This is a genomic window from Streptococcus mitis (assembly GCF_002096735.1).
GTDB lineage: Bacteria > Bacillota > Bacilli > Lactobacillales > Streptococcaceae > Streptococcus > Streptococcus mitis_CZ.
In genome coordinates, this window is the sequence record NZ_NCVC01000010.1 from 79,291 (window position 1) to 101,270 (window position 21,980).

A 21,980-nucleotide genomic window follows, 5' to 3' on the forward strand; every position below is an offset into this window, starting at 1 on the left:
AAACGAACTATTCTACTTCATTTGTTACAAAGACACCTTGTTGTTGATTCTCCCCATCACCAACAGGCACCCGTCCAAACAAATCTTCAAATAAGACAACATTTGTTTCCAGCTGAGTGACTTCTTCTTGTCCCAAAGAACGTCGCAATATATTCTGCATTTCCAACATATGCTCTCTCGAAACAATCTGGTAAGAAATACCTTGCAACATCTCTCCTTCGCCCTTCAATTGTTGAGATTCAATGGTTTTAAATGAATCTTTATAGCCCAACAAGCTAGGAATACTTTTCGCAGATAAATCAATATTAGTCTGCATATTCGTACTTAAGGCTTTTAAGATAGACTGATAGTGACTAACGCTATTCAAACTAAGAACTTTTTCAACAACCTTTTGAATGACTTCACGCTGACGCTTCTGACGTCCGTAGTCTCCTTCTGGGTCTTGATAACGCATGCGGGAATAAACAAGCGCTTCTTCTCCATTTATTGTCTGTTCTCCAACACCGATAGAAATGGTATTAAATTCCTCTTGATCACTAATAGAAATTGGGAAGCCTAGCGTGTTGTTGACGGTTATACCACCCACTGCATCGACTAATTGTTGCAATCCTTGCATATTAACCATAATGTAGCGATCGATATGGATATTCATCATCTTTTGAATGGTTGAAATAGCTAACTCTGCACCACCACCAGCATAGGCAGCGTTTAACTTCGCTTCCTCAATCTGGCCATCTTTATGCTGAATTTTAGTCAGGATGTCACGTTCCAAACTCAACATCATGGTTTTCTTAGTATGTGGATTCACCGTCAAGAGAATCATGGAATCACTATTTCCAGCCCATTGATCTGTACGCTCTACATTCCCAGTATCAACCCCCATCAAAAGAATCGTTAATGGTTCAGTCGCCTCAATAACATTGGTTTCTTCTCCAATTTTTTTATAGGTTTTTGATAAGGTTTGTGTACCTTGCTGATAAATAGTATAAGCAAAAACACCCACACCCAAAACCGTCACAGCTAGAAAAGCTAGCACCATTCCAATAATTTTTTTAACCATATTTCTATTAATCTATCAGCCTACCCATCAGGTAAACATCGATAAATTCCCCTTCTTCTATGTACGCACCGCGCTCTTGTCTACCTTCAATTACAAAGCCATGTTTTTGATATAGATAAACTGCAGCCTGATTACGAGTTTGGACAGTAAGTTGAAGTCGACGAAGAATGCCACTAGCCTGTGCCCATTCTATGACTTCTTCAAGTAACAAACTCCCCAGTCCATTATTCCAATACTTCTTACCAATCACAATAAAGAGATCTCCAATATGACGAACTCTCTTGCGTTGATCAGCTGTGATATTTACAAGACCAGCAATTTCATCATTCAGCAAGGCCAGTAAAGTGATTTGATTTTCCGAGTGAGCCTGTTTATCCAAAAACAACTCCATCTCAGTATCTGTCATCAAAATGCCATTCCTGTCCAGACTGGTAAAATCTGTTTCTACACTGACACGATTTAAAAATGTCACTAATTCAGCCGCATCACTAGGTTCTGCTTCTCTAATGAGCAATTCATACTCCATGTTGAAGCTCCTCTAAGAGTTTTTCTGCACGCAAACCCTTGGCTTTGAAGTTTAATCTGCGACCGTCTTCTTCTTTTAGAATTTCCAATTCTAAATAATTATCTGGCAAGGCATCACCTAAAAGATGTCCCCACTCGATGACAGTTACCCCACCACCAAAGAGAAACTCATCCAAATCAATAGAATCCGCATCTCCCTCAATACGGTAAACATCTAGGTGGTAAAGCGGAAGACGACCTTCATACTCTCTTACGATAGTGTAGGTTGGACTCTTAATCATCTGAGTAATCTGTAACCCTTTAGCAAGACCTTTTGTAAAGGTCGTTTTGCCTGCTCCAAGTTCACCAGTTAGAATTAAGACGTCATTTTTTTCTAATAAATAGCCCAAACGTTTCCCTAAGGACTGTAACTCTTCTTCGTTTTTAGTGTACATGTTTCTATTATACCAAAAAGTTGTCCTTTGTCGAGATATTATCTGTGAATTCCATATTATAAATTGTAAAACTAGAACTATCTCTTTTTTTATTCTTAAAATAGAAACAGCAAGAAGACAACTAACAAGATATCTCTCATCAAATGACTGTAAAATGAAACTTCCCAGCGAATGACTTTTGGCACCAATAGTCCTAGAAATAGCATTCCCAAGGTAATATAAAAGGTCATGGATAATAGCATCCAAGGATTTCTGAGAAAGATTAGAATAGCTAGTCCACTAATAAAACACATTTCCTTCTTTCCCAAAATCTTTTTCAATCCATTTACATACTTCTGAATTGGTAGAAAAACTAACAAATCAATACCAAATAAGAAAAAGAAACTCGGAAGAAAGGCTTCCACAAATCCTTCTACGGATGTATTTCCTACAAGGATATGTTCTATGACAATTAAAGCTAAACCCAAAATGTTTACTAAGAGTAACAAAGTATACAAGAGTTGTTTCTTATCTGCTCTAAAAACTGAATAAGATTGATTTCGCTGTCCACTATAGTAGTTTAGCCCTGCACCAATACTGGCAAGGAGCAACATGCCAACTAAATAATAGAAGCAGTTTTGATTTAACATCAAGGCCCAAGTCGATAAACTTAAACAAGAACAGCTACTAAGACCAAAAAACGTCAGCAATAACAAAACACGAATTTGCTTTTTCATTTTTTCCATCATTCTTCCTCCCTACTTGCTCTTATTATAGGCTAGAAATTCTTACCATTGCTAAAATATTTCTCAACTGTCAGTTTTCTACTCTAAAATGCAAAAAAGTTTGATGCAAGTATCCCTTACATCAAACTTTTATTATTTCTCTTAAAACCAAAGAGCAATTTCTCGCTTAGCTGACTCTTCTGAATCTGAACCATGTACAACATTTTGGATAACCTCATTTTCTCCAGCAGCTTTTGCAAAATCACCTCGAATCGTTCCTGGTAAAGCTTCTTCTGGACGAGTTGCTCCCATCATAGTCCGCCAAGTTTCGATTACTTTGGGACCAGAAATGATGCCCACAAGAACTGGTCCTGAAGTCATGAATTCACGAATCGGTGGGTAAAAACTCTGACCAACCAAGTCCTGATAGTGCTGGTCAACCAACTCTTCTGAAACCTTTGAACGCAACTCTAATTTTTCGATTGTAAATCCACGTTGTTCGATGCGTTTCAACACTTCACCTACTAGTCCTCTTTTTACACCATCTGGTTTAATGATAAAAAATGTTTGTTCCATACCCGTCTCCTTTGTCAGCTTCTTTCTTTTATTTTACCACATTTCATGGAAAAATGGAGAAAGTTTTCAGAAAAGAGAAAGAGAACCCGAAGGCTCTCTCATCTGCTTTTATTCTACTGTTTCTTCCACAGTTTCAACGGCAGTATCCACAACTACTTCTGTTGTTTCTTCATTTCCTTCTTCCTCTACTGGAGGATTAAGGTATTCTTCTTCGTTGATAGCATGTGGTTCAAGGTTACGGTAACGGGCCATACCAGTACCTGCTGGGATGATCTTACCGATGATAACATTTTCTTTAAGTCCAAGAAGATGGTCTTTCTTACCACGGATAGCCGCGTCAGTAAGGACACGAGTTGTTTCCTGGAAGGAAGCCGCTGACAAGAAACTATTTGTTTCAAGTGAGGCTTTGGTAATTCCCATAAGAACTGGGCGACCTGTCGCTGGAACTCCACCTGCGATAAGGACATCTTTGTTAGCATCTGTAAAGTCATTGATATCCATAAGGGTACCCATGAGAAGATCTGTGTCACCTGGATCCATGACACGGACTTTACGGATCATTTGACGAACCATTACCTCGATGTGTTTGTCACCGATTTCTACCCCTTGGCTACGGTAAACTTTTTGTACTTCACCAAGAAGGTAAGTTTCAACTGACAAGACATCACGAACTGCAAGGAGACGTTTTGGTTGGATAGAACCTTCTGTAAGAGCAGCACCACGCGCTACTTGGTCTCCAACTTCGACACGCATACGAGCTGTAAATGGAACGACGTACTCACCTTCACCAGTTTCGCCCTTAACAAAGACTTTCTTGGTACGAGTTGATGCATCTTCTTCGATAGCGGTAACTTGTCCTTTAACCTCTGTAATAACCGCTTCCCCTTTAGGGTTGCGGGCTTCAAAGATTTCTTGGACACGAGGAAGACCCTGAGTGATATCGGTATTTGAGGCAACCCCACCCGTGTGGAAGGTACGCATTGTAAGCTGTGTACCAGGTTCCCCGATAGATTGGGCAGCGATTGTACCAACTGCTTCACCAACTTCAACCGCATCACCAGTCGCCAAGTTGATACCGTAACAGTGACGGCAGACACCGTGACGAGTGTTACATGTAAACACGGAACGGATAGTCACTTCTTCCACACCAGCATTGACAATTTCACGCGCCTTGTCTTCTGTAATCAACTCATTTGGACCGATAATCACTGCACCAGTTTCTGGATGTTTAACAGTTTTCTTAGTGTAACGACCGTTGAGACGTTCTTCTAGAGACTCAATCATCTCTTTTCCTTCTGCGATAGAGCGGATCAAGAGACCACGGTCAGTTCCACAATCGTCCTCACGGATGATAACGTCTTGGGCAACGTCAACCAAACGACGAGTCAAGTAACCTGAGTCGGCTGTCTTAAGGGCCGTATCGGTCATACCTTTACGAGCACCGTGAGTGGAGAAGAACATTTCGAGTACTGACAAACCTTCGCGGAAGTTTGAAAGGATTGGCAATTCCATGATACGTCCGTTCGGAGCCGCCATCAGACCACGCATACCGGCAAGCTGTGAGAAGTTTGAGATGTTACCACGGGCTCCAGAATCCATCATCATAACGATTGGATTCTTAGGATCTTGGTTGGCAATCAAACGTTTCTCAAGTTTTTCACGGGCAGCACGCCATTCAGCTGTAACGGCATTGTATCGCTCGTCGTCTGTGATCATACCACGACGGAATTGTTTTGTGATTTGTTCTACACGTTTGTGTGATTCTTCAATGATTTCAGCCTTGTCATCAACGACTGGGATATCGGCAATACCCACTGTCAATCCTGCAAGAGTTGAGTGGTGGTAACCGAGGTTCTTCATACGGTCAAGTAGGGCAGAAGTTTCTGTCGTACGGAAACGTTTGAAGATTTCAGCGATGATATTTCCAAGGTTTTTCTTCTTGAATGGAGGGTTGAGTTCAAGTTTACTAATTGCTTCCTTGATATCTCCACCAAGTGGCAAGAAGTATTTAGCTGGAACGCCTTCTGTCAAGTTGGCGTTGTTTGGTTCTTGCAAGTATGGTAGACCCTCTGGCATGATGTCGTTGAAGAGGATTTTACCAACTGTTGTAAGCAAGACCTTATGTTTTTGCTCTTCTGTCCATGGTTTGTTGAGGCTGTCTGTTGCGATACCAACACGTGAGTGGAGGTGAACATAGCCATTACGGTAAGCCATAACCGCTTCGTCACGGTCCTTGAAGACCATTCCTTCACCTTCACGACCAGCTTCTTCCATGGTCAAGTAGTAGTTACCCAAAACCATATCCTGAGATGGAGTAACAACTGGTTTACCATCTTTCGGGTTCAAGATATGCTCAGCAGCGAGCATCAAGATACGAGCTTCTGCTTGGGCTTCTTCTGAAAGCGGTACGTGGATGGCCATTTGGTCTCCGTCAAAGTCGGCATTGTAGGCTTCACAGACAAGTGGGTGCAAGCGAAGGGCCTTACCATCAATCAAGACTGGCTCGAAGGCTTGGATACCCAAACGGTGAAGGGTCGGTGCGCGGTTAAGAAGTACTGGGTGTTCTTTGATTACTTCTTCGAGGATATCCCAGATACGCTCATCTCCGCGTTCCACCAAGCGTTTAGCTGCTTTGACGTTTTGCACGATATCACGGGCAACGATTTCACGCATCACAAATGGTTTAAAGAGCTCGATTGCCATTTCACGTGGCACACCACATTGGTACATCTTAAGAGTTGGACCAACGGCGATAACGGAACGTCCTGAGAAGTCAACACGTTTACCGAGCAAGTTTTGACGGAAGCGTCCTTGTTTACCTTTAAGCATGTGGCTCAATGATTTGAGTGGACGGCTACCTGGTCCTGTGATTGGACGACCACGACGACCATTGTCAATCAAAGCGTCAACCGCTTCTTGAAGCATACGCTTCTCATTTTGAACGATGATACCTGGTGCATTCAACTCAAGCAAACGAGCCAAACGGTTGTTACGGTTGATAACACGGCGGTACAGGTCATTCAAGTCAGATGAGGCAAAACGGCCACCATCCAACTGCAACATTGGACGAAGATCTGGTGGAATAACCGGAAGGATGTTGAGAATCATCCATTCAGGTTTGTTTCCAGATTTGTAAAAGGCATCCAAAACATCCAAACGACGGATGGCTTTGACACGCTTTTGTCCAGTAGCTGTTTTCAACTCTTCTTTGAGTTCAGCAATTTCTTTTTCAAGATCTACTTGTTTCAAAAGGTCTTGGATAGCTTCGGCACCCATCTTGGCAACGAACGATCCATAACCATACTCACGCAAGCGCTCACGGTATTCGCGCTCTGTCATGATAGACTTGTGCTCAAGTGGTGTATCCTTGGGATCAATCACCACATAAGCTGCAAAGTAGATAACTTCCTCGAGGGCACGAGGGCTCATATCAAGGGTCAAGCCCATACGGCTTGGAATCCCCTTGAAGTACCAGATGTGAGATACAGGAGCTTTCAACTCGATGTGCCCCATACGCTCACGACGAACTTTTGTACGCGTTACTTCAACCCCACAACGGTCACAAACAATTCCTCTGTAACGAATGCGTTTGTACTTACCACAAGCACATTCCCAGTCTTTTGTAGGTCCAAAGATAACTTCATCAAAGAGACCTTCACGTTCTGGTTTCAAGGTACGGTAATTGATTGTTTCAGGTTTTTTGACTTCTCCATAAGACCATGAACGGACTTTGCTTGGAGAAGCTAGGGTGATTTGCATACTTTTAAAACGATTTACATCAACCACTATTTCTTCCCTTTCTATTCTAAGTGAACTGCTTATTCTTGTTCAGCAGCTTCTTCTGTTGCTTCCGCTTTTGTTGCTTTCTCAGCTTCTTCAGCTTCAAAGGCTGCTTTAGCCTCTTGGGCTGCTTTTTCGCGGGCTTTTTCAAGGTCATCTACGTGGATGACATCTTCGTCCATTCCTTCATCCAAGTCGCGAAGTTCCACTTCTTGGTCATCTTCGTCTAGGACACGCATGTCAAGACCAAGAGATTGCAATTCTTTGACAAGAACTCGGAAGGATTCTGGAACACCTGGTTTTGGAATTGGTTTTCCTTTTGTAATGGCTTCATAGGCTTTCAAACGTCCGTTGATATCGTCAGACTTGTAAGTCAAGATTTCTTGTAGAACATTTGACGCACCGTAGGCTTCAAGAGCCCAAGCCTCCATCTCACCGAAACGTTGTCCACCAAACTGAGCTTTACCTCCGAGTGGTTGTTGGGTAACGGTTGAGTAAGGTCCGACTGAACGAGCGTGCAATTTATCGTCAACCATGTGGTGGAGTTTGATCATGTACATGACACCAACTGACACACGGTTATCAAACGGTTCACCAGTACGTCCATCGTAAAGGATTGTTTTGGCATCGCTATCCATACCTGCTTCTTTGACAGTTGACCAAAGGTCTTCAGAACTTGCTCCGTCAAAGACTGGTGTTGCGATGTGAATACCAAGAGTACGTGCAGCCATACCAAGGTGGAGCTCCATAACCTGACCGATATTCATACGTGATGGCACCCCTAGAGGGTTCAACATGATGTCGACTGGAGTTCCGTCTGGAAGGTAAGGCATGTCTTCTACAGGAACGATACGAGAGACAACCCCTTTGTTTCCGTGACGTCCGGCCATCTTATCTCCGACCTTGATCTTACGTTTTTGAGCGATATAGACGCGAACCAGCATGTTAACACCTGATTGCAACTCGTCTCCATTTGCACGTGTAAAGATCTTAACATCACGAACGACACCATCGGCACCGTGTGGTACACGAAGAGAAGTGTCACGCACTTCACGAGACTTGTCCCCGAAGATAGCGTGCAAGAGACGTTCTTCAGCTGAAAGGTCTTTCTCACCCTTAGGTGTTACTTTACCTACAAGGATATCGCCTTCTTTAACCTCAGCACCGATACGGATAATACCCATTTCGTCAAGATCTTTAAGGGCATCTTCCCCAACGTTTGGAATTTCACGAGTAATTTCTTCAGGCCCAAGCTTTGTATCGCGCGTTTCTGATTCGTATTCTTCAAGGTGAACAGATGTGTAGACATCGTCTTTCACCAAGCGTTCGCTCATGATAACCGCATCCTCGAAGTTGTAACCTTCCCAAGTCATGTAGGCAACGATTGGGTTTTGTCCAAGTGCCATTTCTCCATTTTCCATAGAAGGTCCGTCAGCGATGAAATCACCTTTTTCAACGACATCGCCAACTTTTACGAGAGTACGTTGGTTGTATGCCGTACCTGAGTTTGAACGACGGAATTTTTGGATGTGGTAAACGTCCAATGAACCATCTTCACGACGAACTTCTACCTTGTCAGCATCTGCATAAGTAACTTTACCATCATACTGAGCAATCACAGCCGCTCCAGAGTCGTGGGCTGCCTGATATTCCATACCAGTACCAACGTAAGGTGCTTTTGGATTAATCAATGGCACAGCCTGACGTTGCATGTTGGCTCCCATGAGGGCACGGTTAGAGTCATCGTTTTCCAAGAAAGGAATACATGCTGTCGCAACGGCAACTACCTGTTTTGGTGATACGTCCATATAGTCAACAACATTAGCTGGATACTCTTGGTTGACCCCTTGGTGACGTCCCATGACCACTTTCTCAGCAAATGTTCCATCTTCATTCAGACGAGAATTAGCCTGTGCTACAGTAAATTCATCTTCTTCATCGGCTGTCAACCAAACGATTTCGTTCGTGACAACACCTGTTTCACGGTCAACCTTACGGTATGGTGTTTGAACAAAACCATACTTGTTCAAATGTCCGTAAGATGACAAGTTATTGATCAAACCGATGTTAGGTCCTTCAGGTGTCTCGATTGGACACATACGACCGTAGTGAGTGTAGTGCACGTCACGTACTTCATATCCAGCACGGTCACGTGTCAAACCACCAGGTCCTAAGGCTGACAAACGGCGTTTGTGAGACAACTCAGAAAGTGGGTTGTGTTGGTCCATGAACTGTGACAACTGTGATGAACCAAAGAATTCTTTAACCGCAGCTGTTACAGGACGGATATTGATAATTTGTTGTGGTGTCAAGACTTCGTTATCTTGAACAGACATACGTTCACGGACATTACGTTCCATACGAGAAAGTCCAAGACGTACTTGGTTAGCAAGCAATTCACCAACCGCACGGATACGACGGTTCCCAAGGTGGTCGATGTCATCTACACGGCCAAGTCCTTCAGCCAAGTTGAGGAAGTAGCTCATCTCGGCAAGAATATCTGCAGGAGTGACGATACGAACCTTGTCATCTGGATTAGCATTACCAATAATAGTTACAACACGGTCTGGATCAGTTGGAGCAACAACCTTGAATTTTTGAAGAACAACTGGCTCAGTCACAACGGCTGCATCATTTGGAATGTAAACAATCTTGTTCAAGTCGCCATCCAAATGGCTTTCAATGCTTTCAATCACGCTACGAGTCATGATTGTTCCAGCTTCTACCAAGATTTCTCCAGTTTCAGGATCTACCAATGGCTCTGCAATGGTTTGGTTGAGCAAACGTGTTTTAACATTGAGTTTTTTATTGATTTTGTAACGACCAACAGCTGCCAAGTCATAACGACGTGGATCAAAGAAACGAGCCACAAGCAAGCTACGTGAACTTTCAGCAGTCTTAGGCTCACCTGGACGAAGACGTTCGTAAATTTCTTTCAAAGCTTCGTCTGTACGAGAGTCCATTGGGTTCTTGTGGATATCTTTTTCAACAGTATTGCGAACCAATTCGCTATCACCAAAGATATCAAAGATTTCATCATCACCTGAAAAACCAAGGGCACGCACTAAGGTTGTAAATGGAATTTTACGAGTACGGTCGATACGAGTATAGGCGATATCTTTTGAGTCACTTTCAAGTTCCAACCAAGCTCCACGGTTAGGGATAACAGTTGAACCGTAGCCTACTTTACCGTTTTTATCAACTTTATCGTTAAAGTAAACACCTGGTGAGCGGACCAACTGAGATACGATAATACGTTCACCACCATTGATGATGAAAGTACCCATTTCTGTCATGATTGGGAAATCACCAAAGAAAACTTCTTGAGTTTTAATTTCGCCTGTTTCTTTATTGATCAAGCGGAAGGTTACAAAAATTGGTGCCGAGTAGCTAGCATCGTGGATACGAGCCTCTTCTAGCGTGTATTTTGGTTCCTTGATTTCATATCCAACAAATTCCAACTCCATTGTGTCTGTGAAGTTTGAAATTGGCAATACATCTTCAAACACTTCCTTAAGACCATGGTCTAGGAAATCTTTGAATGAGTCAGTTTGAATTTCAATCAAATTTGGTAAGTCAAGAACTTCTTTGATTCTTGAAAAACTACGACGGGTACGATGTTTCCCGTATTGAACGTCATGTCCTGCCAAGATGATTCTCCTTTGTAAATAAGTTCCAAGCCTTGTCAATCAGGCTTTTCTAATCGTCATATGGTTTTAAAAACCCTTATCACCGTGTCCTCTTGATAAATTTTCAGAATCTTTAAGTATCTGTTACAAACACACAAAATCCTGAAAAAAAGCACAAAAAGAGCAGCTAAATCTGACTTTTTCAGAAGATTTAACTGCTGTGAGCCTTGTCTGGACAATATTTCAGACAAAACCTACGACAAATGATTACTCATATTATACCCTATCTAGCTAGATTTTTCAAGGGGATTGATGAATTTTTGACAAAATCTTTTCCTATAAAAAAGATTGGCTGAATCGTAGCAAAATTTGTTGCGATTTTTCTTTTAGTTTAATTTTAGGAAAACGCTTGCATATTGTTTTACTAAGTGCTATACTGATAAAGAAATTCATTTATAGGAGATTGATTATGAAAAGAACACCATCTCACACTGAGAAAAAAATGGTTTACAGCATCCGCTCCCTCAAAAATGGAACTGGTTCTGTCCTTATTGGAGCAAGCCTTGTTCTGCTTGCCATGGCTACACCAACTATCTCAGCCAACGAAAATACTACAAGCAATAAGGGAACTGATAAAGAAGCTACTACTGTCCTTGCACAACCTCTTACTGATACAGCAGTTAACTCTGGTAAAAACGAAAGTGATATTTCTTCGCCTAAAAATGCAAACGCTTCCCTAAAGAAAACAGAAGAAAAACCTGCAACAGAGGTACCCACTCCTGCTGCAACTCCAGCCGATTCAGCCCCACAAACCGGACAAGATCGTTCAAGTGAACCAACTACTTCTACGAGTCCAGTAACGACTGAAACTAAGGCAGAAGAACCAATAGAAGACAACTACTTCCGTATCCATGTCAAAAAGCTTCCTGAAGAAAACAAGGATGCTCAAGGACTATGGACTTGGGACGATGTTGAAAAACCATCTGAAAACTGGCCTAACGGAGCCTTGTCCTTTAAGGATGCCAAAAAAGATGACTATGGCTACTACCTAGATGTCAAATTAAAGGGAGAACAAGCCAAGAAAATTAGCTTCCTCATCAATAATACAGCTGGGAAAAATCTAACCGGCGATAAATCGATAGAAAAACTGGCACCAAATATGAATGAGGCTTGGTTGGACCAAGAACACAAGGTTTTCTCTTACGAGCCACAACCTGCAGGAACTATTCGCGTCAACTACTACCGTACAGATGGCAACTATGACAAGAAATCTCTCTGGTACTGGGGAGATGTGAAAAATCCAAGTAGTGGTGAATGGCCTAACGGAACAGATTTTACGGCTACAGGCAAATATGGTCGCTATATCGATATTCCACTCAAAGATGCAGCTAAAGACCTTGGATTTTTATTACTAGACAGAAACAAACAAGGAGACGATGTGAAAATCCGTAAAGAAGATTATAAGTTCACAGATTTAAAAAATCATAGCCAAATTTTCCTAAAAGACGATGATGAATCGATTTACACAAATCCATACTATGTCCATGATATCCGTATGACAGGAGCCCAACACGTAGGCACTTCTAGCATTGAGAGTAGTTTTTCAACACTTGTCGGTGCTAAAAAAGAGGATATCCTCAAACACTCCAACATCACTAATCACCTAGGAAATAAAGTAGCTATCACCGATGTTGCAATCGATGAAGCTGGTAAGAAAGTGACCTACAGTGGAGATTTCTCGGACACAAAACATCCTTATACCGTGAGCTACAACGCTGACCAATTCACTACCAAAACAAGCTGGCGTCTGAAAGATGAGACTTACAGTTATGATGGCAAACTTGGAGCTGACCTAAAAGAAGAAGGAAAACAAGTTGATTTAACCCTTTGGTCACCAAGTGCTGACAAGGTTTCTGTCGTTGTCTACGACAAGAATAACCCTGAAAAAGTGGTTGGAACTGTCGCTCTTGAAAAAGGGGAAAGAGGAACTTGGAAACAAACTCTAGATAGCACAAACAAACTCGGAATCACAGATTTCACTGGATACTATTATCAATACCAAATCGAACGTCAAGGTAAAACTGTTCTTGCACTCGATCCTTACGCTAAGTCCCTCGCTGCTTGGAATAGTGACGATGCTAAGATTGACGATGCCCATAAAGTGGCTAAAGCCGCCTTTGTAGATCCAGCCAAACTCGGACCTCAAGACTTGACTTATGGTAAGATTCACAATTTCAAGACTCGTGAAGATGCCGTTATCTACGAAGCTCATGTGCGTGACTTTACTTCAGATCCTGCCATTGCAAAAGACTTAACCAAACCATTTGGTACCTTTGAAGCATTTATTGAAAAACTAGACTATCTCAAAGACTTGGGTGTAACCCACATCCAGCTCCTTCCAGTCTTGTCTTACTACTTTGTCAATGAATTGAAAAACCATGAACGCTTGTCTGACTATGCTTCAAGCAACAGCAACTATAACTGGGGATATGATCCTCAAAACTACTTCTCCTTGACTGGTATGTATTCAAGCGATCCTAAAAATCCAGAAAAACGAATCGCAGAATTTAAAAACCTCATCAACGAGATCCACAAACGTGGTATGGGAGCTATCCTAGATGTAGTGTATAACCATACAGCCAAGGTCGATATCTTTGAAGATTTAGAGCCAAACTACTACCACTTTATGGATGCTGATGGGACACCTCGCACTAGCTTTGGTGGTGGACGCTTGGGGACAACCCACCATATGACCAAACGACTCCTAGTTGACTCTATCAAATATCTAGTTGATACCTACAAAGTGGATGGATTCCGCTTCGATATGATGGGAGACCATGATGCAGCTTCTATTGAAGAAGCGTACAAGGCCGCACGCGCCCTCAATCCACACTTAATCATGCTTGGTGAAGGTTGGAGAACCTATGCCGGTGATGAGAACATGCCTACTAAAGCTGCTGACCAAGATTGGATGAAACATACCGATACAGTCGCTGTCTTTTCAGATGACATTCGTAACAACCTCAAGTCTGGTTATCCAAACGAAGGTCAACCTGCCTTTATCACAGGTGGCAAGCGTGATATCAACACCATCTTCAAAAATATCATTGCTCAACCAACCAACTTTGAAGCTGACAGCCCTGGAGATGTCATCCAATACATCGCAGCCCATGATAACTTGACCCTCTTTGACATCATCGCCCAGTCTATCAAAAAAGACCCAAGCAAGGCTGAGAACTATGCTGAAATCCACCGTCGTTTGCGACTTGGAAACCTCATGGTCTTGACAGCTCAAGGAACTCCGTTTATCCACTCTGGTCAGGAATACGGACGTACTAAACAATTCCGTGACCCAGCCTACAAGACTCCAGTATCGGAGGATAAGGTTCCAAACAAATCTCACTTGTTGCGTGATAAGGACGGCAACCCATTTGACTATCCTTACTTCATCCATGACTCTTACGATTCGAGTGATGCTATTAACAAGTTTGACTGGACTAAGGCTACAGATGGAAAAGCATATCCTGAAAATGTCAAGAGCCGTGACTATATGAAAGGGTTGATTGCTCTTCGTCAATCTACAGATGCCTTCCGACTTAAGAGTCTTAAAGATATCAAAGACCGTGTCCACCTCATCACTGTCCCAGGCCAAAATGGTGTGGCAAAAGAGGACGTAGTAATTGGCTACCAAATCACTGCTCCAAATGGAGACATCTACGCAGTCTTTGTCAATGCGGACGAAAAAGCTCGCGAATTTAATTTGGGAACTGCCTTTGCCCACCTCAGAAATGCTGAAGTTTTAGCAGATGAAAACCAAGCAGGGCCAGTAGGAATTGCCAACCCGAAAGGACTTGAGTGGACTGAAAAAGGCTTGAAATTAAATGCCCTTACAGCTACTGTTCTTCGAGTCTCTCAAGGTGGTGCCATCGTTGCCCCAGCTGTGGAAGAAAAACCAGAATTTGACCTTTCTAGCTTAAAACAAGAACAAGGGCAATATAATATCCAAGACAATATTCCAAACCGAGTAGTCAAACCGGAACAGCAAACTCCAGCTCCACAAACTAAACCTGATTCTGCAAAACCAGATACAAAAGTAGCTGATGCAGAAAATAAACCTATCCAAGCTACAACTGATTCACAAACTTCACAAGAAACACAAGAAACACAAGCATCATCTGTAAAAGAGGTGGTTCAAAACGAATCGGTAGAAAACTCTAGCAAGGATAATACACCTGCAACCCCAGCTAAACAAGCTGAACTTCCAAATACAGGAACCAAAAACGATCACAAACTCCTGTTCGCAGGAATCAGCCTCCTTGCCCTTCTCGGTCTCGGGTTCTTGCTAAAAAACAAAAAAGAGAACTAAACTAGCCCTCCTATAGAACAATCCCCCAAGCCTTAACGCTCGGGGGATTAATTTTTGCCCTGATAATCCTATCTGTCAAATCATATATTCCACACTATAGGTCGCATCCGAGAGTATTCGTGCCAAAAATTGCTTGGTTCTTTCTTCTTTTGGACGACTAAAGAAATCATGGGCATTATTTTCTTCAACAATTTTCCCACCATCCATAAAAATGACATGGTTGGCTACATCTCTGGCAAAACCCATCTCATGAGTCACTACTACCATAGTAACTCCTTCTTTAGCTAACTGTTTTAAAACATCTAAAACATCTCCTACCAACTCTGGATCCAAGGCCGATGTCGGCTCATCTAATAAAATGACCTCTGGTTTCACAGCGATGGCACGCGCAATGCCAATTCGTTGTTGCTGGCCTCCAGAAAGCTGAGAAGGATAATAATCTTTATAAGCTAGTAAACCAACTTTTTCTAAGGCAGCTTCCGCACGTTTGGTTGCTTCTTCCTTAGGAATTTTCCGAGCAATTACCAAGCCCTCTAAAATATTTTCCAAGGCGGTTTTATTTGCAAAGAGATTGTAGTGTTGGAAAACAAAGGCTGTTTTTTTGCGAATTTCTAGAATGTCTTTCTTGCTTAATTTGGCTAAATCATAGGTCGTTCCTGCCAAGGTCAAACGACCACTGTCAGCTTTTTCTAAGTGGTTGAGACAACGGAGAAAGGTCGTTTTCCCCGAACCTGATGGTCCTAAAATAACGACGACATCCCCTTGATTGACCTGGAGATTGACATCCTCCAGGACCTGCCTCTCACCAAATGTTTTTGCGATATGTTCTACTTGTAACATCCTGTCCTCCTATACAAAACGCGCGCTAGATGCTTTCGCTCTCTTTTCTTTTTTCACATAGCCTTTTTCTAATACAGAAAAGCCCCACTGAATCAAACCACAGATCAAAATATACTGCAAAAAGATCACAAAATAAGACTCAAAATACTGGTAACCGTAGGATGCTTCCACACGAGCAATAGCGGTGATATCCTTGATGGTCATCACAAAGACCAAAGAGGTTCCTTTTACAATATTTATGACTAGATTCGCAAGATTAGGCAGGGCTGAACGCAAGGCCTGTGGAAAAAGAATCCTCACATAGGCCTGACTATTACTCAATCCAATCGCTTGTGCAGCTTCTAATTGTCCCTTATCCACAGTCAAAATAGCCGAACGTAAGATTTCTGATAAACTACCCGTTGTCATTAAGCTATAGATAATAAAGGCATAATAGATGGGATTGAGTTTAAAGATATCAACATTACTTCCTATGCTTTTAAGAAATTGATTCAGCAAACTTGGAAACAAACTATAAAAGAAGAGAATCAATAAAATCGGAGGAGTCGCTCGGATAAAAGCTAGATACACGAGAGAGAAAGTTCGAACACCTTTGACTTTATATATTTGTCCCAGAGCTAAAAACAAGGCTGGTCCAAAACTTAAGACCATGGCTACAATCATGATAATCAAGGTGGTCGGTACCCCTTTTAAGGTCTCTAAAAAGGTTTTTGCAATATAGTCTAAATCCATATCCTATCTCCCTTTCGTTTCCAAAGATTTTTCTAACAAGCGACTCAAGAAGGAAACAGCTAAGGCTACACCCCAATAAAGAATGGCAACCGCTGTATAGGTTTCAAGAGAGTAATTCCCCAAATTACGACTGATTAAGAGATTCCCAGCCCCCATGACATCCACAAAACCAATCGTATAGGCTAGGGCAGCGTCCCGCATCAAATTTAGAATAGCGGTCGTCATATTTGGAAGAGCCACTTGAAAAGCCTGAGGAAAAATGATTCTCCAAAATGTCTGACTAGGGGTCAGACCAATACTGACTCCAGCTTCCATCTGACCTTTGGGAATTGCCTGATAAGAAGCCTTAAACACTTCTGCAATGATAGCCGCAAATAGCAAGACCATGGTGAATAAGACGAAGACCGTCTTAGACCAGTTGTTGATATCTAAATTCAACCACCATTTTAAAAATTCAGGTAAACCATAAAAGACAAGGAATAGTAAAACAATAGGAGGAGTACAGCGAAGAGTGAAAATATAACCCTTAGAAAGACCTGCAAAAGTCTTATCTTCTCCCACTTGAGCCCAAGCCAGTAAGCCACCGAAAAGGGAACCAAGGATTGTAGTAAAAAAGAGAATGGACAAGGTCATCGGAAGAGCCTGCCATAAGGTTGGTAAAAATTGGAACACTCTTGAAAAATCATATGAAACCATATAAACCTCTTTCTAATACTCAATGAAAATCAAAAAGCAAACTAGCCACAGGTTGCTCAAAACAGTGTTTTGAGGTTGTGGATAGAACTGACGAAGTCAGTAACCATACCTACGGCAAGGCGTCGTTGACGCGGTTTGAAGAGATTTTCGAAGAGTATAACATTCCTGATTGTTCATCTAATCTTTATCAACGTAGCTAAAGACGTCTTCTTTAAAGTATTTTTGAGAAAGCTTAGCTAAAGTACCGTCTTCTTTTAATTCTTTAATAGCTTTTTCATACTCTTTAGCAAACTTCTCACCCTTTTCATCACGGTGAATCAATGGATAGGTTGGGATTCCTTTATAAGGGAACCAGCTAAGTTTGTCCGCATATTGGTGGTAAGAACCATCCTCTGCTGTCACTGCTTTTTCAAAAGATAACTTGATATCAAAGAAGGCATCATATCGTCCTTCTAAAACCCAAGCATAAGCATCTGCCACCTTGAAGGATTCAGCAGCTGTCAACTCAATTGGTGTATCCTTATGCTTCTCGTTATAACTATTGATGACATTCCACTGGGCATTTTGAGGAGAGATGGGTACTAATTTTCCTTTATTTTTGGCAAAATCATCAATATTCTTATATTTGGCTTCATCTTCTTTTCTAACAGTAAAACCAATAATGCTGGCTCCTACTGGCTCAGATGGAATAATAAATTTCTTAGCCCGTTCATCTGTATACCAAGCACCTTTAGTTCCAATATCGTACTTGCCAGACTCAAGTCCAATCAAGAGATCATCATCACTAGTTCCAGTATACTCAAATTTATAATCTGCTAATTTCTCATCAACCGCCTTTAAAACAGCGACTTCATAACCATCTGATTCCCCTTTTTCGTCAATAAAATCATAAGGGACATAGTTTTGAGTATGGGCAACTTTTAAAGTTGTTACTTGTCCAGATGAAACTGCATCTGCACCTTTAGCAGATGCTCCCGCCAAAGTTCTACCAATAATCGTTGCTCCAAGCACTGCCGCAACCGCAACTCCACCAATAATCCATGTTTTCTTACTCATATTCTTCTCCTTTATTTATCTAATGCCTCTCTCACCCACTGGATACGCTCCACTGCAATATCACTCGGAATGGTACAATCTGCTCCAAGTATGAAGCCCTCTTTTCCTGTTTCTTCTACCAATCGTTTGGTTTCAGCTTGAATTTCTTCCTTACTGCCTCGATAAAGAAGGCCATCTTCACCGTTTTCAAATCCTCCCAGAACAGCACGACCCTTGAAAATCTCACGACCTTCTTTTAGGCTAATTCCTTCTGGACCAACTGCCCAGTTAAAAACATGAGCTGGATAGTCGGCAAAGATATGAATATCGTTTCGAGCTCCTTCATAGCCACAGATATGAAGGATATTTACCCCACCAACCGACTTAGCCGCTTTTAAAACAGTCAGTTCACTCGGCGCAATAATCTCCTGATAGGCTTCAGCAGAAACACGCGCATCCTGAATACTTTGCACACTGAGATAAATACCGTCTGCTCCTGCATCTTTAATAATAGCTTGACTCAAGCTAGCGATATCTTGCGCAATCACATCAAGGACTTTTTTCAATTTCTGAGAATCTTGAACTAAGAAATCTGCAATGAGATCATCTCCACCAGACACTTCTCCAAGTAACCATTTGAGGTAGGTCACAGGCGCAAAAATATTGTAAATAGCAACAATATCTTCCGTAAACTCCTGCTTAATCTTCTTCACTAATTCTACCTGCTCTCTAATCCACGGATGATCTTCACCCAGAGGTTGAATCTCTGCCAACTCTTGGAGTGACTTTCCTTTGGCAATAACTGGATTTGGATAAGCAAAATAGCCATCACTCATCAACTTGATAAAGTCTGGATGTAGGTCACGGATAAAACGTTTGTGACCTTGTATGTTCTTTTCAATAATCACAGGATTGGAAAATCCCTTTAACCATTCCTCTTCTGATGTAAAGTGGTGCCAAAAACCTACAGGTACACGGTCAACCACTTCTCCTCTAAATGCTTTTAAAACCCATTCTCTTTTTTCTGACATCTCTATTCTCCATTTCTTTCTTTTTCAACTAATAAAACACTGGCAATATCATTGGTTTGAATAAAGCGAAGACTTCTCTTCTGAAAATCCTGAATCCCATGACAACTTGGCCCTTCCTTACAAGTAAGTCCCTTTGTAAGACTGATCGCAAGTAAGATGACAAAGCCGAGGGCCGTCCCTACCAATAGCCACTTTTCCCTTTTCATAATGCCCTCCTATTCTAAAATAGCAGCCTGACGAATCCAGTCCAATCGTTCTAATTCAAAGTCATCTGGAACCGTGCAATCCGCTCCAAGAAGGACTCCTCTAGTCCCAGCTTCAGCCAACAAGCGTTTGGTTTCCTCTTGTAGTTTAGCCTTGCTACCTCCATAAAGCAGGCTCTGCTTTCCATTTTCAAAACCACCCAAGACCGCTTTGCCATGAAATAGCTCCTGACCTTGAGGTAAGCTGACTGCTTCATGGTGGGTTGCCCAATTGAAAACTTGGGCTGGATAATCTTTGAAAATAGTCACATTGTTACTGGCACCTTGGAAACCGCAGATATGCAGGATATTGACCCCACCTGCCTGATTAGCAGCTTCTAAAACCTTTATGTTGCTTGGCTCAATATAGGTCTGATACAATTCTGCTGTGATGCGCTCATCCTGAATTTCTTGTGTACTGAGGTAAATCCCATCTGCTCCACAATCCTGAATGATTGCCTTGGTTAGGATTGCGATATCCTCAGCTATTACATCTAAAATCTCCCTGAATAGCTCTGGATTTTCGAGTAATAGATTAGCAACCTCCTTATCACCTCTAGAAGTCTCTGTACGAAACCAACGTTTCAGGTAGGAAATCGGAGAAAAGATATTGTAGAATGAAGCAATGTCCTCAGTGAAGGTTGCTCGAATAGCTTCTACCACTTCTACTTGTTGCTGAATCCAAGGATGGTTTTCACCAATCGACTCAATAGAAGCCAGCTCCTGAATACTTGAAACCAAAGGACTGTAGACATTACTTGGATAAATGAAAAATCCGTCACTCATCATTTTGACAAAATCAGGATGAATTCTTTCAACGTACTTCCGATGTCCCTCTACACTTTTTTGAAAGATACGTGGGTTATTTAAACCTTGCCCTTTTTCCTCCAGTGTTACAAAATGAAACCAAAAGCCTACAGGAACTCGTTCCACCTCTTCTCCTCGGATGGCTTTAAAAACTAGCTCTCTTTTACTTGTCATACTTTTCTCCTTCCATTTGGATTGAAACCATCTTACCACTCCTTTTGACCTTTTCCCAATATATATTGACTATCGACTTGATTGATATTGTTTATATCAATAACGAAAAAATCTCTGGAAAGCTTGATTTTACTAGCTTTTCAGAGATTCTTTTTTGTTTATTGCTTTTTTAAAATAGTTGTTATATAGATTTTTTATCAGCCTGATTAGGATTTTTTATTAAGCCTCTTTCATGGCAAAGTATTCCCGTACTTTGGGTGCCACTTGCATTCCGAATAGTTCAATAGCTCTCAGAACCTGGTCATGGGGCATGGAACCAAGCGGTAGATGGAGCATGAAGCGGTCCAAACCTAAGTCTTCAATCATACGAATCAATTTTTCGGCCACCTGATCTGGATTGCCCACAAACATAGCACCATTTGGCCCAACTTGCTCCAAATATTGCTCATAACGCAATTCCTGCCAGTGCGGACGGTCTTTGGAAATAGCATCCACCACTTGCTTGGTTGGATGGAAATAATCTTTCACCGCCTGCTCGCCATCTTCAGCAATCCAACCCCAAGAATGGGCCCCGACCTTTAGCTCCTGACTGGCATGACCCGCTTCGCTCCCAATCTCACGATAAGCCTGAATCAACTTTTTAAAATAACGCGGATTACCACCAATAATGGCATAGACAATCGGTAGGCCTGCCTGAGCAATCTTCACTGTTGATTCGACATGACCACCTGTCGCTATCCACAAGGGCAATTTGTCCTGAACTGGACGAGGATAAACTTCTTTGCCAGAGATTGTTTGGGTCAAGCGACCTTTCCAGTCTAACTTAGTCCTTTCATTGACTAACTGGAGCAAGTCTAATTTCTCATCAAAAAGGGCTTCGTAGTCTTTCAAATCATATCCAAACAGAGGAAATGATTCCGTGAAAGAACCCCTTCCGGCCATAATCTCCGCACGTCCATTAGACAAAGCATCAATAGTGGCATACTGTTGGAACAAGCGAATCGGATCCATACTTGAGAGAATGCTGACTGCACTGGTCAAACGGATTTTCTTGGTATTGACTGCCCCAGCTGCCAGAACAATCTCTGGAGCAGATATCTCAAAATCCGCTCGATGGTGCTCACTAATCCCATACACATCCAAACCAACCTTGTCAGCCAGCTCAATCTCTGCCACCAACTGACGAATGCGTTCGGCATGACTGTAAGTTTTCCCAGTCCCTTCAAGCTCCGTTGTTTCCCCAAATGTTGAAATTCCCAATTCTACCACAGTGATTCTCCTTGTCTATTCCGGTCCTTCATTTTGAAAAATTATTCTAACTCGAATCTTGAGTACAAACAACCGATTTG

At 42.0% G+C, this 21,980-nt stretch carries 16 protein-coding genes; 1 reads left to right on the plus strand and 15 read right to left on the minus strand.

The genetic code is table 11. The features are described from left to right. Positions 1 to 7: 7 nt before the first annotated feature. From lytR to rpoB, 7 genes are all read right to left on the minus strand, one after another. Complete coding sequence (lytR, locus tag B7703_RS01115) at positions 8 to 1,060, minus strand: glycopolymer--peptidoglycan transferase LytR (protein WP_000239273.1); 1,053 nt, start codon at positions 1,058 to 1,060, stop codon at positions 8 to 10. A 7-nt stretch (positions 1,061 to 1,067) separates the two neighbouring features. Further along, positions 1,068 to 1,586 carry a GNAT family N-acetyltransferase gene (locus B7703_RS01120; RefSeq protein ID WP_060627456.1) on the minus strand — a complete coding sequence of 173 codons (519 nt, stop codon included), beginning with the start codon at positions 1,584 to 1,586 and terminating at the stop codon, positions 1,068 to 1,070. Beyond that, positions 1,576 to 2,019, minus strand: a complete 444-nt coding sequence (gene tsaE, locus B7703_RS01125; RefSeq protein ID WP_084923292.1) for a tRNA (adenosine(37)-N6)-threonylcarbamoyltransferase complex ATPase subunit type 1 TsaE — start codon at positions 2,017 to 2,019, stop codon at positions 1,576 to 1,578. Before tsaE ends, B7703_RS01120 begins: the two co-directional genes overlap by 11 nt. A 95-nt stretch (positions 2,020 to 2,114) precedes the next feature. Next, a complete protein-coding gene (locus B7703_RS01130; RefSeq protein ID WP_228112183.1) occupies positions 2,115 to 2,747 on the minus strand; it encodes a competence protein in 633 nt (210 codons plus the stop codon). Positions 2,748 to 2,885: 138 nt separating this feature from the next. Continuing rightward, positions 2,886 to 3,299 (minus strand): nucleoside-diphosphate kinase, encoded by a 414-nt coding sequence (ndk, locus tag B7703_RS01135; protein ID WP_084888230.1) that lies wholly within the window; start codon positions 3,297 to 3,299, stop codon positions 2,886 to 2,888. Between the two features lie 108 nt (positions 3,300 to 3,407). Beyond that, positions 3,408 to 7,085 (minus strand): DNA-directed RNA polymerase subunit beta', encoded by a 3,678-nt coding sequence (gene rpoC, locus B7703_RS01140; protein WP_000228740.1) that lies wholly within the window; start codon positions 7,083 to 7,085, stop codon positions 3,408 to 3,410. Positions 7,086 to 7,117: 32 nt separating this feature from the next. Next, positions 7,118 to 10,729 carry a DNA-directed RNA polymerase subunit beta gene (rpoB, locus tag B7703_RS01145; RefSeq protein ID WP_084923295.1) on the minus strand — a complete coding sequence of 1,204 codons (3,612 nt, stop codon included), beginning with the start codon at positions 10,727 to 10,729 and terminating at the stop codon, positions 7,118 to 7,120. Between the two features lie 448 nt (positions 10,730 to 11,177). Between rpoB and B7703_RS01150 the strand changes: the two genes are divergently transcribed. Next, positions 11,178 to 15,074 (plus strand): pullulanase, encoded by a 3,897-nt coding sequence (locus B7703_RS01150; RefSeq protein ID WP_084923298.1) that lies wholly within the window; start codon positions 11,178 to 11,180, stop codon positions 15,072 to 15,074. A gap of 75 nt (positions 15,075 to 15,149) precedes the next feature. Here the strand turns inward: B7703_RS01150 and B7703_RS01155 are convergent, their stop codons facing one another. From B7703_RS01155 to B7703_RS01195, 8 genes are all read right to left on the minus strand, one after another. Further along, positions 15,150 to 15,914 carry an amino acid ABC transporter ATP-binding protein gene (locus B7703_RS01155; RefSeq protein ID WP_084923299.1) on the minus strand — a complete coding sequence of 255 codons (765 nt, stop codon included), beginning with the start codon at positions 15,912 to 15,914 and terminating at the stop codon, positions 15,150 to 15,152. 9 nt (positions 15,915 to 15,923) lie between these two features. After that, entirely contained in the window at positions 15,924 to 16,646 is a 723-nt protein-coding gene (locus B7703_RS01160; RefSeq protein ID WP_084923302.1) for an amino acid ABC transporter permease, read from the minus strand. Between the two features lie 3 nt (positions 16,647 to 16,649). Continuing rightward, entirely contained in the window at positions 16,650 to 17,342 is a 693-nt protein-coding gene (locus tag B7703_RS01165) for an amino acid ABC transporter permease (protein ID WP_004256697.1), read from the minus strand. A 177-nt stretch (positions 17,343 to 17,519) separates the two neighbouring features. Further along, positions 17,520 to 18,398: a transporter substrate-binding domain-containing protein gene (locus B7703_RS01175; protein ID WP_023946740.1), complete on the minus strand. Its 879-nt coding sequence runs from the start codon at positions 18,396 to 18,398 to the stop codon at positions 17,520 to 17,522. A gap of 11 nt (positions 18,399 to 18,409) precedes the next feature. After that, positions 18,410 to 19,408, minus strand: a complete 999-nt coding sequence (locus B7703_RS01180) for a uroporphyrinogen decarboxylase family protein (RefSeq protein ID WP_049499508.1) — start codon at positions 19,406 to 19,408, stop codon at positions 18,410 to 18,412. A 2-nt stretch (positions 19,409 to 19,410) separates the two neighbouring features. After that, entirely contained in the window at positions 19,411 to 19,614 is a 204-nt protein-coding gene (locus B7703_RS01185) for a hypothetical protein (RefSeq protein ID WP_084923303.1), read from the minus strand. Between the two features lie 9 nt (positions 19,615 to 19,623). Further along, on the minus strand, positions 19,624 to 20,631 hold the full coding sequence (locus tag B7703_RS01190; RefSeq protein ID WP_023946744.1) for a uroporphyrinogen decarboxylase family protein: 1,008 nt from the start codon (positions 20,629 to 20,631) through the stop codon (positions 19,624 to 19,626). Between the two features lie 219 nt (positions 20,632 to 20,850). Further along, entirely contained in the window at positions 20,851 to 21,900 is a 1,050-nt protein-coding gene (locus tag B7703_RS01195; RefSeq protein WP_084923306.1) for an LLM class flavin-dependent oxidoreductase, read from the minus strand. Positions 21,901 to 21,980: the final 80 nt, after the last annotated feature.

What these genes read in the sequence shown, in the direction of transcription:
- lytR (WP_000239273.1), bottom strand. Translation starts at nt 1,060, where the DNA reads ATGGTTAAAAAAATTATTGGAATGGTGCTAGCTTTTCTAGCTGTGACG.
- B7703_RS01120 (WP_060627456.1), bottom strand. Translation starts at nt 1,586, where the DNA reads ATGGAGTATGAATTGCTCATTAGAGAAGCAGAACCTAGTGATGCGGCT.
- tsaE (WP_084923292.1), bottom strand. Translation starts at nt 2,019, where the DNA reads ATGTACACTAAAAACGAAGAAGAGTTACAGTCCTTAGGGAAACGTTTG.
- B7703_RS01130 (WP_228112183.1), bottom strand. Translation starts at nt 2,747, where the DNA reads ATGATGGAAAAAATGAAAAAGCAAATTCGTGTTTTGTTATTGCTGACG.
- ndk (WP_084888230.1), bottom strand. Translation starts at nt 3,299, where the DNA reads ATGGAACAAACATTTTTTATCATTAAACCAGATGGTGTAAAAAGAGGA.
- B7703_RS01150 (WP_084923298.1), top strand. Translation starts at nt 11,178, where the DNA reads ATGAAAAGAACACCATCTCACACTGAGAAAAAAATGGTTTACAGCATC.
- B7703_RS01155 (WP_084923299.1), bottom strand. Translation starts at nt 15,914, where the DNA reads ATGTTACAAGTAGAACATATCGCAAAAACATTTGGTGAGAGGCAGGTC.
- B7703_RS01160 (WP_084923302.1), bottom strand. Translation starts at nt 16,646, where the DNA reads ATGGATTTAGACTATATTGCAAAAACCTTTTTAGAGACCTTAAAAGGG.
- B7703_RS01165 (WP_004256697.1), bottom strand. Translation starts at nt 17,342, where the DNA reads ATGGTTTCATATGATTTTTCAAGAGTGTTCCAATTTTTACCAACCTTA.
- B7703_RS01175 (WP_023946740.1), bottom strand. Translation starts at nt 18,398, where the DNA reads ATGAGTAAGAAAACATGGATTATTGGTGGAGTTGCGGTTGCGGCAGTG.
- B7703_RS01180 (WP_049499508.1), bottom strand. Translation starts at nt 19,408, where the DNA reads ATGTCAGAAAAAAGAGAATGGGTTTTAAAAGCATTTAGAGGAGAAGTG.
- B7703_RS01185 (WP_084923303.1), bottom strand. Translation starts at nt 19,614, where the DNA reads ATGAAAAGGGAAAAGTGGCTATTGGTAGGGACGGCCCTCGGCTTTGTC.
- B7703_RS01190 (WP_023946744.1), bottom strand. Translation starts at nt 20,631, where the DNA reads ATGACAAGTAAAAGAGAGCTAGTTTTTAAAGCCATCCGAGGAGAAGAG.